The 13,986-nt window shown below is 48.0% G+C and carries 13 protein-coding genes; 5 read left to right on the top strand and 8 right to left on the bottom strand.

Annotation, left to right across the window (positions count from 1 at the left end; genetic code table 11):
* The 3 genes from IKQ95_07545 to IKQ95_07555 all read right to left on the bottom strand — a co-directional run.
* The coding region (locus IKQ95_07545) for a transposase (GenBank protein ID MBR4196545.1) at positions 1–517 on the bottom strand (517 nt) is incomplete at its 3' end.
* A gap of 129 nt (positions 518–646) precedes the next feature.
* Positions 647–1,636, bottom strand: coding sequence for a transposase (locus tag IKQ95_07550; GenBank protein MBR4196546.1), 990 nt, complete (start codon positions 1,634–1,636; stop codon positions 647–649).
* 247 nt (positions 1,637–1,883) lie between these two features.
* Complete coding sequence (locus tag IKQ95_07555; protein MBR4196547.1) at positions 1,884–2,447, bottom strand: IS607 family transposase; 564 nt, start codon at positions 2,445–2,447, stop codon at positions 1,884–1,886.
* Between the two features lie 405 nt (positions 2,448–2,852).
* Here IKQ95_07555 and argC point away from each other — a divergent pair, with 405 nt between their 5' ends.
* The 3 genes from argC to IKQ95_07570 are packed head-to-tail and all read left to right on the top strand — an operon-like array spanning position 2,853 to position 5,804.
* Positions 2,853–3,767, top strand: a complete 915-nt coding sequence (argC, locus tag IKQ95_07560) for an N-acetyl-gamma-glutamyl-phosphate reductase (protein ID MBR4196548.1) — start codon at positions 2,853–2,855, stop codon at positions 3,765–3,767.
* A gap of 12 nt (positions 3,768–3,779) precedes the next feature.
* Entirely contained in the window at positions 3,780–4,628 is an 849-nt protein-coding gene (gene argB / locus IKQ95_07565; GenBank protein ID MBR4196549.1) for an acetylglutamate kinase, read from the top strand.
* A gap of 15 nt (positions 4,629–4,643) precedes the next feature.
* The gene (locus tag IKQ95_07570) at positions 4,644–5,804 is read left to right on the top strand and encodes an acetylornithine/succinylornithine family transaminase (protein ID MBR4196550.1); all 1,161 of its coding nucleotides are present in this window, start codon (positions 4,644–4,646) and stop codon (positions 5,802–5,804) included.
* Between the two features lie 59 nt (positions 5,805–5,863).
* Here IKQ95_07570 and IKQ95_07575 read toward each other — a convergent pair whose 3' ends face one another.
* Genes IKQ95_07575 through IKQ95_07585 form a run of 3 tightly spaced genes read right to left on the bottom strand, consistent with a single transcriptional unit; the run spans position 5,864 to position 8,893 of the window.
* Entirely contained in the window at positions 5,864–7,051 is a 1,188-nt protein-coding gene (locus IKQ95_07575; GenBank protein MBR4196551.1) for a 3-phosphoglycerate dehydrogenase, read from the bottom strand.
* The gene (gene serC / locus IKQ95_07580) at positions 7,045–8,130 is read right to left on the bottom strand and encodes a 3-phosphoserine/phosphohydroxythreonine transaminase (protein MBR4196552.1); all 1,086 of its coding nucleotides are present in this window, start codon (positions 8,128–8,130) and stop codon (positions 7,045–7,047) included. Before serC ends, IKQ95_07575 begins: the two co-directional genes overlap by 7 nt.
* A gap of 19 nt (positions 8,131–8,149) precedes the next feature.
* Positions 8,150–8,893, bottom strand: coding sequence for an apolipoprotein A1/A4/E family protein (locus IKQ95_07585; GenBank protein MBR4196553.1), 744 nt, complete (start codon positions 8,891–8,893; stop codon positions 8,150–8,152).
* Positions 8,894–8,966: 73 nt separating this feature from the next.
* Here IKQ95_07585 and IKQ95_07590 point away from each other — a divergent pair, with 73 nt between their 5' ends.
* Both IKQ95_07590 and IKQ95_07595 read left to right on the top strand, forming a co-directional pair.
* Positions 8,967–10,172, top strand: a complete 1,206-nt coding sequence (locus IKQ95_07590) for a hypothetical protein (protein ID MBR4196554.1) — start codon at positions 8,967–8,969, stop codon at positions 10,170–10,172.
* A gap of 10 nt (positions 10,173–10,182) precedes the next feature.
* Complete coding sequence (locus tag IKQ95_07595; GenBank protein ID MBR4196555.1) at positions 10,183–11,349, top strand: glycosyltransferase; 1,167 nt, start codon at positions 10,183–10,185, stop codon at positions 11,347–11,349.
* Between the two features lie 42 nt (positions 11,350–11,391).
* Here IKQ95_07595 and IKQ95_07600 read toward each other — a convergent pair whose 3' ends face one another.
* Positions 11,392–12,699: a glucose-6-phosphate isomerase gene (locus tag IKQ95_07600; protein ID MBR4196556.1), complete on the bottom strand. Its 1,308-nt coding sequence runs from the start codon at positions 12,697–12,699 to the stop codon at positions 11,392–11,394.
* A 125-nt stretch (positions 12,700–12,824) separates the two neighbouring features.
* On the bottom strand, positions 12,825–13,986 hold a 1,162-nt coding region (locus tag IKQ95_07605; GenBank protein MBR4196557.1), incomplete at its 5' end, for a hypothetical protein.

The raw sequence follows: 13,986 nt of genomic DNA on the forward strand, positions 1-13,986 counted from the left end.
AGTTTTGATTATTCTGCGTCCCTATATGGATTTCGCGCTTCCAGTCGGGATTGTAACCTACTACGATATTCCCTATTCGGTGATTGATACAGTACGTGATAATTTTTCGGGCAGCTATACTCATTGCGTGATTGATACGGGCATTGCGTTTTCTCAGATTGCGATATTGACGCGCTGTTAATCCTTTGTGTTTCTGCTTATCCTTGATACTCTGAAGCCTTGCGTTTTCTTTGTTATATAAGCGGTTGTAAGATTTGATTTGTTTTCCATCGATTATAAACGATGCCCCCTCGCTTGTTACACACGTTGCAAGATTATCAAGTCCAAAGTCAACGCCTAAGAATTTTTCTGCGTCAACGTCAACTTTTATTTCTGGCTGTTCATAAATATATTCAATCTCAAAGAAACGGGCATTATTTCGCGGGTGAATACGCACTTGCTGAATTTCTTTGTCTGCTATGTTAGGCGGAATGTTAAACCGTAATTCGCCGTGTTCCTTCTTGAAATCCCTTGACATAGGGAGCGAAAAATAACCGTCCTTAATCTTTATTCGCGGAATTATCAGTGAGAACCAGCCGTCTTTTTTCAGGTAATGCGGAAGATTTATCATACTGAATTGATAGTTACTCGAAACATATAAAAATATCTATGCTACGAGTTTTACGGTATAAACCGATGGCGTACTACACACCTCTATCAAGTCCAAAGAGTTTAATATTTCCTCTTTATTCCTGACTACTTTTTCCACATATTTCTTCAAGATATTCAATGCTCCGTTTACATCTGCATTTATTAATCTTCCATCAGATGCTCGGAATAATCCTCGTTTTATTCGCTTCCCCTTGTATTCCGCATGTTTGCACACTTCTTCGTTATCCAAGAAACTGCATTTAGACGTGTAGCTTTCTTCGTTCGTAGTTACCAATATTCCAGCCAAAGCGCATTTGTATGTCAACATACTTATGAATTTATAGAATGGGATAAATTGAAACCTCTGATTGCCTTCCTTTCTTGAATGGCCTGCTCTGCCTAATTTTATGTCTTGTTTCCACCTCGCATTGTAGCCTATCACTAACTCGGTTACATCGTTGGAAACTAATTGATTCACAATATAGCGAGAAGCCTTGTGAAGGTAATCATTTATCTTATTCCGCCGTTTGCTTATCAAGTTAACCTCCCTTCTTGTCTGATGTTCGCGCTTGGCGTTCTTAGAGCGTGTTTCAGCCAGTTTCTTGTTGTAATACTGATTTATTGACTTCAATGGCCGTCCGTTGATTATCTCGGTTCGCGAATTGGGATATACAATCGTTGCAAGGTTATTTATCCCTAAATCTATTGACGCGATTCCCCCGTTACTCCTTACATCTGGACACTCAATTTCATAAAGAATTTCTACCTTTATGTGATTCCTGTCTTGTGGAACTAGTCTTGCTGCTTGAATTTCTTTTTGCTTAGTCTTAATCAATACAGATGTGCCTGACAGCCTCAAATATCCTCTGGGAACATTTCTAGTATTGAATGCTATAGATTGTCTCGTGAATGGTACTACGAAAAATCCTCCCTTTTCCCTGTAAGTCGGTATTCGTGGCTTGCCAAGATATTTGGACGGATTTTTCTTGTAGTCCTTGGCTGACACAAAATAGCTTTTCCACGCAGAGCCTACTATCCGCTGTATTTGCTGTGAGATTTTTGTCGGCAGACTATAGTAATCAGGCTGTTTATCCTGAATGAATTTCTTATTGACCGCTTCATATGACAGCACTGTTCCTCTGAAAAATTCCTGCCGTACACAGTACATAGTAGCGTTGTACAAGTTATTAGCGTTTCGGCATAATATCTCAAATTCGCTGAATGCTTTAGAGCCTCTTGTGAATATATGCTGTTCACTCAGTATCATTAAGTGCCTCGATTATCTGTTCTGTTTTTCTGCGTGAACGCCGTCTGCCATAAATTCTAGCGCAGAAACTCGTTACTAATGATATGAAATCTTCAAATAAGTCCTGTTTATCCTCGCAAGGGTCTACGACAATTATCTCGCACTCTGGATAAAGAAGCTCTATGTAATTGAAGCCGAACCGTGTCAATCTGTCTCTATGTTCAACTACTATCTTTGTAGCCTTTCTATCTCTGAATATCTTTGACAACTTTGGTCTGCTGTCATTCAAGCCGCTGGCACATTCCTTTACGACTTCTGAAACAGTCAATCCAAGAGCTTCACAGTACTGGATTAGTCTGTCAGCCTGTGCGTCAAGGTTGGATTTATTTTCGGAGCTTGATACTCGTGCGTAGACTATCACATAATCTTTTACGTTAGCTCGTGGATTTTCGTCAATAACAACTGTACCTGTTGGAAGCCGTCGGGCATTCGGTATTTTCCCGCTCTTAAAATGATTCCATGCTGTCTGGTAGGTTATTGAATTTTTCTTGGCATACTCGCTTAATTTCAAAAAGTCTAAAGCTCCTTTATTTGATTTTTATATATTATACTATATTTTTGTATAAAATAAATAAAGGAATTTAATACTATATTTCGCTAAAAATTTAAGATATTGGCGAAAAACAAAAAAGAAAGGAGATTACGCGCTTCCTCCGCATAGCTAAAGCTAGGGGTATCCGCGCGGTGTTTTGATGATTGTAGATGAGTCCCGCGATGTTAATGAGCCTCATCAAGTGCTTGTTCCTGTTGGAATTGTACAGCTTGAAACAGAACGTTTTCATCATAATGCTGATATTTTACCATTTCAGTTTTTATGCGTTAGTAAACTTTTATTCACTCTATTGGCTTTTTGTTGACAGAAAATTTACTCTGCGGATATAATACGGTCAGCAAAAATTCCCAACGGAGAAAATTTATCATGAAGAAAATATTTATTGACGGCAGTGCAGGGACAACAGGACTCAGAATCTATGAGCGTCTCTCTTCCCGCAGGGACATTCAGTTAATCACCCTCACGGAGGAAACACGCAAGGACATCAACGCCCGCCGGGACGCGCTGAACGTGGCGGATATTGCGTTCCTGTGCCTGCCTGATGACGCGGCGCGGGAGTCGGTCTCACTCGTCAGCAATGAGGCAACAGCAATCATTGACACGTCAACAGCCCACAGGGTGAGTCCGGGATGGGTTTACGGACTGCCGGAGCTTGACGGCCAGCGGGGGAAAATTTCAGCCTCAAAGAGAATCGCTAATCCCGGGTGCCACGCAACTGGCTTCATTGCGCTTGCGGCTCCCCTCGTTCAGGCGGGAATAGTCGCAAAGAATGAGACTCTCACGTGCTTTTCGCTCACGGGGTACTCAGGCGGTGGAAAGAAAATGATTGCCCAGTATGAAGACAGTAAACGCGACTCCCTTCTTGACGCTCCTAGACAGTACGGGCTGAGTCAGAGTCATAAGCATTTGCCCGAAATGACTCAGGTGTCAGGGCTTGAAGTCCCCCCGGTGTTCTGCCCTGTTGTAGCTCCGTATTATGCCGGGATGGAAGTTACTGTATCATTGCACGGGAAAAATATTCAGGCCGTAAAAGACTGCTACAGGGATTATTATCACGGCGGACTGATTCATTTCGCGGAAAATTCCGATGAGGGCGGATTCATTTCGGCGGGGAAATTTTCCGGGCGCGATGATTTGGAGATTTCTGTTTACGGGAATGATGAGCGGATTATTCTCGTCTCACGTTTCGACAACCTCGGCAAAGGTGCTTCAGGGGCGGCAATTCAGAACATGAATATACTTCTCGGCATTGACGAAACCGAGGGGCTTAACGTTTAAGGAGGAATCACAATGAAGGCAACGGAACGCGCTGAAATTCTCGTGCAGGCTCTCCCGTACATCAGGAAATACGCGGGGAAAATCGTAGTCGTGAAATACGGCGGTAACGCTATGACAAGTGAAAGCCTCAAACAGCAGGTGATGGAAGATATAGTGTTATTGCGGCTTGTCGGGGTGAATGTCGTACTCGTTCACGGAGGCGGCCCGGAAATCAATTCACTGATGGACAGGCTCGGAAAGAAGCCCGAATTTGTTGACGGACTCAGGGTAACAGACCAAGAGACAATAGACATTGTGCAGATGGTTCTTGCCGGAAAGGTCAACAAGTCGCTTGTAGGTTTGCTTGAGACGAAAGGCGGAAGGGCGGTTGGACTCTCAGGAATTGACGACAGACTCATTCAGGCGAAATTCAAAGATGAGAGGCTTGGACTCGTAGGGGAAATCACGAAAATCAATCCCGACTGCGTATATGACCTCCTCGCAAAGAACTATATCCCGGTAATCTCGACAATAGCAAGCGGGGACAACGGCGAAATCTTCAACATCAACGGAGACACCGCCGCGGCATATATCGCAGGGGCATTGCACGCGGAACGCCTAATCATGATGACCGACATAGCCGGAATCCTGCGAGACCCTAAAGACCCGTCAACCCTAATCCCCGAAATCACAGTGTCAGAAGCGCAAGCCCTCAAAGAGTCAGGCGTGATTACGGGCGGAATGATTCCAAAGGCTGACTGCTGCATTAAGGCAATCAAAGAAGGCGTGAACAAAGTTATAATTATGGACGGCAGAGTCCCTCACTCAATACTGATAGAGCTTCTCACGGATGAGGGAGCCGGCACAATGTTTTTGCCCTAAGGAGGAATTTTTCACATGAATATTCAGGAGACAGACCGCGAATATGTAGCGGGAACTTATGCCCGTTTCCCCGTAACAATCACCGCCGGAAAAGGATCACTTGTTACGGACATTGACGGAAAAGACTATATTGATCTGACATCGGGAATCGCTGTGAACTCGTTCGGAGTGTGCGATGATGTATGGTACAAGGCGATATGCGAACAGGCCGCCAAAGTTCAGCACATGTCCAACCTGTTTTACACTGAGCCTTGCGCGAAACTTGCGGAAATGCTCTGCAAGCGCACGGGAATGAGCAAGGTATTTTTCTCGAACTCAGGCGCGGAGGCAAACGAATGCGCTGTGAAAGCAGCACGAAAATACGCCGCCGACACCAAAGGCCCGGACTACAATACAGTAATCACCCTCAAGAATAGCTTTCACGGACGGACAATCGCAATGTTATCCGCTACGGGGCAGGATCATTATCACGAGGCGTTCAGGCCGCTGACACCGGGATTTGTTCACGCTGAGGCGAATAATCTTGAGTACATGAAGGTTCTTGCCGACGCTCACAAGACCGCTGCGATAATGATTGAGTGCGTACAGGGCGAGGGCGGAGTCGTCCCGCTCACTGAGGAATACGTGAAGGGAGTCGCCGAATTTGCGCGTGAGAATGATATTCTACTGATTGTTGACGAGGTTCAGACGGGCAACGGCAGGACGGGCAGACTCTACAGCTACATGAATTACGGCATTCAGCCCGATATAGTGTCAACGGCAAAGGGACTCGCGGGCGGTCTTCCTCTCGGAGCGACAATGCTGGGCGACAAGGTGAAAGACACCCTCAAGCCCGGGGATCACGGCTCTACGTTCGGCGGGAATCCTGTGGCCTGCGCGGGGGCTGTGAGCATTCTCGGAAGGATTGACGATACACTCATGGCCGGAGTCAGGGAGAAGAGCAAATATCTTTTCGACACGTTCACGGGCGCACCCGGAATTGAGGCTGTTACGGGAATGGGTCTGATGATGGGACTCAAGACGACAAAGCCGGCCAAAGATGTCGTGAATGAGTGCATATCTGAGGGAGTCTTGTGCCTCACAGCGAAAGACAGAGTTAGACTCCTTCCTGCGCTGAATATCCCTGATGATTTGCTCTCTAAGGCCGCTGAAGTCATCAAAAAATGCTGCGCGTAAGCAAAACAAAATCCCCCTGTCGCAAAAACGGCAAGGGGATAATTTCTCTCTCTCTCTCTCTAGCTTCTCTCTTTCACCCGTCTCACTCTCAGCACTCCGTTAATCTCGCGTAATCTCTCTGTCGTGTCATCCGGCATTTTGTGCGATATGTCAACAAGCGTATACGCATACTGACCCCGCGCACGGTTAATCAGGTTCTCGATATTGAGTCCGTTTGTCCCGAAAAATGATGTTATCCCCGAAAGCATTGCAGGTATATTCCTGTGCAAAATTGCGACTCTTGCCTCAGCTCCGCAAGTCCCCGCGTTAATCTCCGGGAAATTCACGCTGTTTGTGATGTTCCCGCTGTCTAAATAGTCCTGTAACTGCTGGACGGCCATCATAGCGCAGTTCTCTTCGGCCTCTTCCGTTGACGCTCCCAAATGAGGAAGGACGACAGCCCCCGGAATATTCGCGCTTAAAGTGTTGGGAAAATCGGAGATATATTTTGCGACATGGCCGGAAATTATTGCGTCCCTCACGGCATTTTCGTCAACAAGAACATCACGCGCAAAGTTCAGAATCTTAACGCCCTGTTTCATTTTTGCGATTGTGTCAGCGTTAATCATGTGCCGGGTTGAATCCATCGCCGGAACGTGTATCGTAATGAAATCTGAGACTGCGTAAACTTCCTCCGGGGTGTCAGCGTGTTTCACTGAAGGGCTTAACATCCACGCGGATTTGAGCGACAAATACGGGTCATATCCGATAACGTTCATTCCCAGACTCACAGCGGCGTTTGCTACTTGGACTCCTATAGCACCGAGTCCAATTATGCCGAGAGTCTTTCCCTTTATTTCATGGCCGGAAAAATTTTTCTTGGCTTTCTCCGCAAGTTTTGTGATGTCGGAATCGTTCGCATTCTCTTTGACCCATGATATTCCGCCGTAAATGTCCCGCGAGGCTAAAAGCAATCCGGCTATCACGAGTTCTTTCACGCTGTTTGCGTTCGCGCCCGGAGTGTTGAAGACGACAATCCCTGACTCTGAGCATTTCTCTATAGGAATGTTGTTGACTCCCGCGCCTGCCCTAGCGACCGCCCGGAGTCCTTCGGGGAAATTCATCGTCTTCATGTCAGCAGAACGGACAAGAATCCCGGCGGCCTCGTTCATGTCGTCCGTAATCGTGTAGCCTTTGCGGAAATTCGCCAGCCCTGTGGGTGATATGTTGTTGAGGCAGAAAATTTTGCGTTCTTTCGGTGCTAACATTTGTGAGTCTCCTCGAATCCGGCCATGAATTTCACGAGGGCTTTAACCCCTTCAAGCGGCATTGCGTTATACAGTGATGCCCGCATTCCTCCGACGGATCTATGTCCCTTTATGTTACGGAGTCCGGCTTTCTCGGCTTCCCGGACAAATTCCGCGTCAAGATTCTTGTCCCCTGTAACAAAAGGCACGTTCATTAGTGAGCGGTCTTTCTTGTCGACAGTCCCATGAAACATTTTAGAGCCGTCAAGATAATCATAAAGCAAGGCGGCTTTCTCCCTGTTGATTTTGTGCATGGCCTCAGTTCCTCCGAGTTTCAGCAGCCACTTGAAGACGAGTCCGCAAATATAAATGTTGTAGCACGGGGGCGTATTGTAGAGCGATTTATTGTCGGCGTGAATCTTGTACTTCAGCATAGTGGGCGTGAAGGGCATAACGTCATCTGTGATTAAGTCATCGCGTATGATTACGATTGTTACGCCTGCCGGGCCTACGTTTTTCTGCACACCGCCCCAGATTACGCCGTACTTGCTGACATCGAGAGGCTCGCTAAGGAACATGGACGATATATCAGCGACAAGCGGCTTGTCTCCTGTGTCGGGAAGGGTGCGTATTGTGGTGCCGTGTACTGTCTCATTCTGGCATATATATACATAGTCTGAGTCGGGCGAAAGTTTCAGGCCGGAAAAGTCCGGGACGTAGGCAAAATTCCTGTCCTCAGAGCTTGCGACAATGTGAACGTCCCCGAATATTTTGGCTTCCTGGGCGGCTTTCTTTGACCATTGCCCGGTGATAATGTAGTCGGCTGATTTGTGCTTCATTAAGTTCATGGGAATCATCGCGAACTGTGTACAGCCTCCGCCCTGAAGGAACAATACACGGTAATTTCCGGGAATGTTCATGAGGGTACGCAGGTCATTTTCCGCCGTGAACAAAATCTCCTCAAAGTCTTTTGACCTGTGGCTCATCTCCATTACTGACATGCCCGAATTGCCGTACTCTAACATTTCCGCCTGGGCTGTGCGTAAAACTTCCTCAGGCAAAACCGCAGGCCCCGCGCTGAAATTGAATACTCTGCTCAAAATATAATTTCCTCCTGTCTTATCTCACAAATAACTGGTATACCCCGACAATTGTTGTCATCAAAATCCCGGATACCGCCGCAAAAATTGCCCATAACGCTATGTTGTTTGAATTTTTGCTGACAAGGTCATCGATCCGCGAATTTGTGATTGTTACCGCTTCCATGACACCGTCAATTTTTGTTTCGAGTCTCTTCTCTACACCATCAATTTTGATGTTGAGGCTCTGTGCTGTAGCGTCAATTTTCGCGTTAAGCTCGTTCTTCACGCTGTCGATTTTCGCGTTAAGGCTCTGCTCTACATTATCGATTTTTGCGTTAAGCTCGTTCTTCACGCTGTCAATTTTTGCTTCGAGTCTCTGTTCAACAGCATCGATTCTGGCGTTAAGGCTCTGCTCTATATTGTCGATTTTTGCGTTAAGCTCGTTCTTTACGCTTTCGATTTTCGCGTCAAGCCTCTGTTCCACGCCGTCAATTTTTGCGTTAAGACTCTGTTCTACGCTTTCGATTTTTGCGTCGAGACCGTCAATCCTAGCGTTGAGTTCGCTTTTCACGCTGTCAATTTTTGCGTCTAGCCTCTGCTCTACGCCGTCAATTTTTGCGTCAAGCCTCTGCTCTGCATTGTCGATTTTCGCGTTAAGTGCTTTGAGTTCTCCCTTAATGTCGCTGGCTATAGCTTCCTGGCGCGCCATGTTGCGCTCCATTAGTGCCTCGATTCGTTCAAGCTGGACATCGTGCATTTGAAGCGTTACGTATTCTTCCATGTTAATCCCTCCTTTTTCTGTGAATACTTGTATTATAATTCACGCAAGAAATTTTAACGGGAAGTGAAGCGACTTGACCGCAAAATTATTCTACGATGACCCGTACGCAAGAGAGTTTGACGCGCAATTATTATCACAGTCCGAGCATGACGGCAAATTTCACATCATTCTTGACCGCACATTGTTTTACCCCGGCGGAGGAGGACAGCCCTGCGACACAGGCACGATTGACGGCGCGGAAGTGATAGAAGTCATCGAGCATGGAGACGACATCATACACATCACAGATTCGCCTGCTGAGGGAAAAACTGTTCACGGCGTATTGAACTGGGAGCGGAGATTCGAGCATATGCAGCAGCATTTAGGGGAACACCTTTTCGCGGGCTGTCTGTGGAATCTCCATCACATTCACACGGCGCGGATGAGGATCGAGGGCGACAACGTATCAATTGACACCGACATTCCGGCGGACATGAGCGCGATTCTTGAGGCGGAGTCGGCCGCGAATGAGGCAGTGTGGGCGGATATTCCCGCTGAGGTGATTTTCCCGGCCATGTCGGAAATCAGAGAGCTTGCGAGGAAACTTCCCCCGGAGAACGCAGTCCCCCCGGTCAGAATCATAAAGGTTGAAGGAGTCGACTATGTACCCTGCTGCGGCGTTCATGCGTCATCAACGGGGCAGGTTGGACTCGTGAAGGTCATATCCTGCGAGAATCACAAGGGCGGCTCAAGAATATACCTGCGGTGCGGGAGGGCGGCTTACAGGTGGATTACTTCACTGTATCATGAAGTCAGGAAGGCGGAGTCGGAATTAGTCTGCGGCTATGACGGAATAAATGACAAAATCGCGAGCCTGAAATCACAGATACACGCGCTCAAATCACAGAATGAGTCATTGACCGTGCAATACCTGAAGCCGATTGCGGAGTCGTTGCTGAAAGACGCTGAAATTTGCGGGCAGTGCAGAATAATATCGCACATAATGCCTCACTCATCGCAGGACGAAACAAAGCACCTGTTCAAGCTCATAACGGACAGCGACAAAGAAGCAATAGCTATACTTGCGGGCGTGAATGGCGAGGGCGTTTTCGTCATGGCCGGGTGCAATAAGGATAACAGGAATATTGATGTCCGTCCGGCATTCAGGAAGGCGATTGAGATTCTCGGCGGCAAGGGAGGCGGGAGTCCCTTTAGCGCACAGGGCTGGGGGAAAAATTCAGAGGCAGTGAATATTGCGGTGAATGAGGCAGTGAATATCCTGAAGAATAATATAAAGTGAGGTTGACAGAATGAATATGTCCGCTATATTTGACCAAACTAGACTAGATCACCCTATTGTCTCTTTTTGTATACCAGTATACAACAATGCACAGGCGGCGGAAAAGATTGTGAAAGAGCTTTTGAGCTGTGATGATTCGCGCTTTGAAGTCGTTGTGAGCGATGACGATTCCCGCGAGAATGTCGGCGAACTTATGTCCCGTATTCATGATTCGCGTCTGAGGTATTCCCGCAATGCAAAGAATATCGGAGCGCACAGGAACTGGCAGCATGTCTTGGAGCTTGGCAGGGGTGAATGGCTTTATCTCATAATGGCCCGCGACAGAATGCACGGTGAGAATATCCCGCACCTGATAGAGCTTCTCAGAAATGCCCGCAGGAATAATATCGTATTTCTCAAGGACGGCTACAGCTATCTGTATGGCAGAAAGAAGAACGGTTGCGTTTACTCCGGCATCGAGGCAATGACCGAGTTTGTGATGATAACACATCCGACAGGAGACATTTACAGCCGGGAAGCACTCATGTCCGTACAGGAGCGGGACAGGTATTTCACGACTTCCGACATGTACCCCGAAGCCCGTCTAAAATTTGCAATGTTGCTTAGGGGGAAGGGCGGCTACATAACCAGCGGTATCCATATTTACGGAGAAAAAAACAGTCGTCTTATAAATTTTGTCGAAACCAAATCAGGCGTCGAGCATAAGGAAAATATTTTTGACACCTATTATGCTCCCCGCAGAAGTACAATTCAGATATTTGAGCTTATGGATATGGCGGACAGGGAATTTCCTGAAGCCTTCAGCAAGAATGAAGCGGATATATTTTTCGGCGCGAAATTCCGGGAGCTTCTCAGGCTAGTTACGCTAACATGGTATAAAAAATGTGCTAGTTACTCTTGGGCAACGCATTACGGCCACGCGACAAGATACGTCAGCAGCTTTGAGATGGCCGACAACGTCATAGCCGCGTACAGGTCGACAAAAGCACACCTCAAAGAACAATGTTTATTCACCGTGTCAAGGCGCAGAATAATGCTTACTGCTTGCGCGAAAACACTCGCGAAATGTTTTCTGTATTACCCGGTTCGAAGAGTCGCAAAGAAAATTCTTGAGGCTTCCGGGATGTTGGAAATTCTTAAACGTATCAAAGACGAACTCCGCAGGCCGCGAATATAAAACACCCCCGGCACTCTCACCGGGGGCAAATCATTTCCGCAGTTACTTTCCGGGCTTGCCGAGCAGCTTGAACATATTGGTCTTGTAGAACTCGACTCCGGGCTGATTGAACGGGTTAATCCCGCTGATATACCCCGACACCCCGCAGGCATACTCGAAGAAGTAGAACAGCTCTCCGAGTGATTTCTCGTCCTGCGCGGGAATCTTCACCATCATGTTCGGGACTCCGCCGTCAACGTGTGCCGCTATTGTCCCCTGCATGGCGCACTGATTAACCCAGCTCATATTTTTACCCGCAAGGTAGTTGAGGCCGTCAAGATCGTTTTCCTGCGATGTTAGCGCGAAATCTTTGCGGGCGTTCTCGATATTGAGGACTGTCTCAAACATTATCCTGTCCCCGTCCTGAATGAACTGGCCCATAGAGTGAAGATCTGTCGTAAGGTCAACGCTTGCCGGGAAAATTCCGCGCTGGTCTTTGCCTTCTGACTCGCCGTAAAGCTGTTTCCACCACTCCGAAATGTAGTGCATTGACGGCTCATAGTTTGCGAGAATTTCAACGGTCTTCCCTTTGCGGTGAAGTATGTTGCGTAATGCCGCATACTGTAACGCGGGGTTTTCCTCAAACGCCTTATTGAGAGCCACATCACGCCCTGCCGCCGCCCCGGCCATGAGAGCATCAATATCAGCACCGCTCGCCGCTATCGGGAGGAGTCCCACAGCCGTCAACACGCTGAATCTTCCGCCGACATCATCAGGAATCACGAACGATTCATAGCCCTCTGTGTCAGCAAGAGTCTTCAATGCTCCGCGGGCTTTGTCGGTTGTCGCGTAAATTCGTTTGGCGGCCTCTTTCGCTCCGTATTTCTTGATGAGAAGATCCCGGAACACCCTGAAGGCTATTGCGGTCTCTGTCGTTGTGCCTGACTTTGAGATTACGTTGACGGAGAAATCATGCCCATCTAGGAGGTCTATTACGTCCTGTATATATGTGCTGTTCATGCTGTTGCCGACGTAATATATACGCGGAGTTTTGCGGACTTCCGGGGACAGGTCATTATAGAAGCCGTGTCTCAGGAACTCAATCGCGGCCCTTGCTCCGAGATATGAGCCTCCGATTCCTGCGACAAGGAGAATTTCGGAGTCGCTCTGTATCTTTTTGGCGGCCATCTTTATGCGGGAAAACTCTTCCCTGTCGTAGTTGACCGGGAGATCTATCCAGCCGAGAAAGTCATTGCCGGCACCTTTGCGGGATTTGAGCAGGTCAGCCGCCGCGAGGGTGATAGCCTTCATGCTGTCGACTTCATGAGGGCGCACGAATTTCAGCGCGTTTGAATAGTCAAAGCCTGTCATAAAATTATTGCCTCCTGTGAAAAATTTTTTTGTGGATGGCTATATTGTATCAAAAATCAGCGGGATATTAATATTTCGCGGGGAAAAGAAAACGGGCAGCATTTTTCATACCGCCCGGAAAATTTTTACTCTGTGTAAGCTGTTCCGTTCACGGAGAGGGAGTAGCTTCCCTTGTTGATGGTTCCGTTGTTCGTGAGGCTTGTTACGTAGGAATTTCCCGTAAGAGTCCATGTTGAGCCGTTCTCTATTGTTACGTTCACCGTGCCTGCCGCGCCTGATGTGTTAATCGCCCCGCTGAATGTCGAGCTGTCCTTCAGGTTCAGCGTGAGGGATGACGAACTGTCAACAATCATATTCCCGCTAATGTCCTGCCCGGAGGCGTTGAGGGTAACTTTTCCGCCGTTACTGCCTGAGCTGCCCCAGTTCTGAGCCTCTGCCCGGAGGAAATTGCCGGATGAGTCATTGTTTGTGATTGTCGCGGCTGAAAGCGTGATTGTCGTCGTAACGTTCGTAACGCAGAAAATATCGCCGTTTTCGTTCGTTAGGCTTCCGCCTGTCATGCTGAACGATGAATTTCCGTCTGAAGCGTCGCCCGACATTGACTGATAAATCAACACAGCCTGATACGTTGAGTCCTGGCCGTTCTTTGATGTGTGATGAGCGTCAAGCGTGCATTCTTCAAGAGCTACGGAATTTCCGCCCTCAATAACGACAACCTGCGCGATCCCCGATGTCAAATCCGCGTCTGCAACAGTTATCGCCGCCGTTGAGTATATTGCCGGGGAGCCTTGGCCGTTTGCGGTGTAAGTGCCTCCGTTCACCGTAACAGTGCCGCCGCCGCTGTCAGAGCGTATAGCCGCCGATGAGCCGCCCGCCGTTGTGATTGTGAGGTTGTTTGCGGTCATGACTCCGCCGCCTGTCGTCATTATTCCGCCGGAATTGTTCTTGCTTGTCGTGATTGTTGAGTTAGAGATTGTTACGGCTGTCCCGTCTCCGTTTCCGCTCCTGCTTCCGCCGTAAGAGAATACAGCATTTCCGCCGACAGCACTTGTCGTGATTGTCGCGCCCGTGATGGTAACATTTGAGCCTCCTGACGCAAGTATAGCCGCGTTTGTGCCTACCCAGTCATAGCCGCTTGTGCCGTCGCTTGACCCGGTAGCGTCGCCCGTTTTGCTTACGGTTATATTGCTGTAGCTCTTTGTTGAGCCGTCTGTTACTGATAGCGCGTTTGAGTTGGCTGTCGTTGATGAGTAATCAGCCGTTACCGTGTCGGTGTCGGTGTCGGTG

It is taken from the genome of Synergistaceae bacterium (assembly GCA_017540085.1).
In the GTDB taxonomy this organism is placed as follows: Bacteria; Synergistota; Synergistia; order Synergistales; family Aminobacteriaceae; genus JAFUXM01.

What these genes read in the sequence shown, in the direction of transcription:
- argB (MBR4196549.1), top strand. Translation starts at nt 3,780, where the DNA reads ATGAAGGCAACGGAACGCGCTGAAATTCTCGTGCAGGCTCTCCCGTAC.
- IKQ95_07570 (MBR4196550.1), top strand. Translation starts at nt 4,644, where the DNA reads ATGAATATTCAGGAGACAGACCGCGAATATGTAGCGGGAACTTATGCC.
- IKQ95_07575 (MBR4196551.1), bottom strand. Translation starts at nt 7,051, where the DNA reads ATGTTAGCACCGAAAGAACGCAAAATTTTCTGCCTCAACAACATATCA.
- IKQ95_07585 (MBR4196553.1), bottom strand. Translation starts at nt 8,893, where the DNA reads ATGGAAGAATACGTAACGCTTCAAATGCACGATGTCCAGCTTGAACGA.
- IKQ95_07595 (MBR4196555.1), top strand. Translation starts at nt 10,183, where the DNA reads ATGAATATGTCCGCTATATTTGACCAAACTAGACTAGATCACCCTATT.
- IKQ95_07600 (MBR4196556.1), bottom strand. Translation starts at nt 12,699, where the DNA reads ATGACAGGCTTTGACTATTCAAACGCGCTGAAATTCGTGCGCCCTCAT.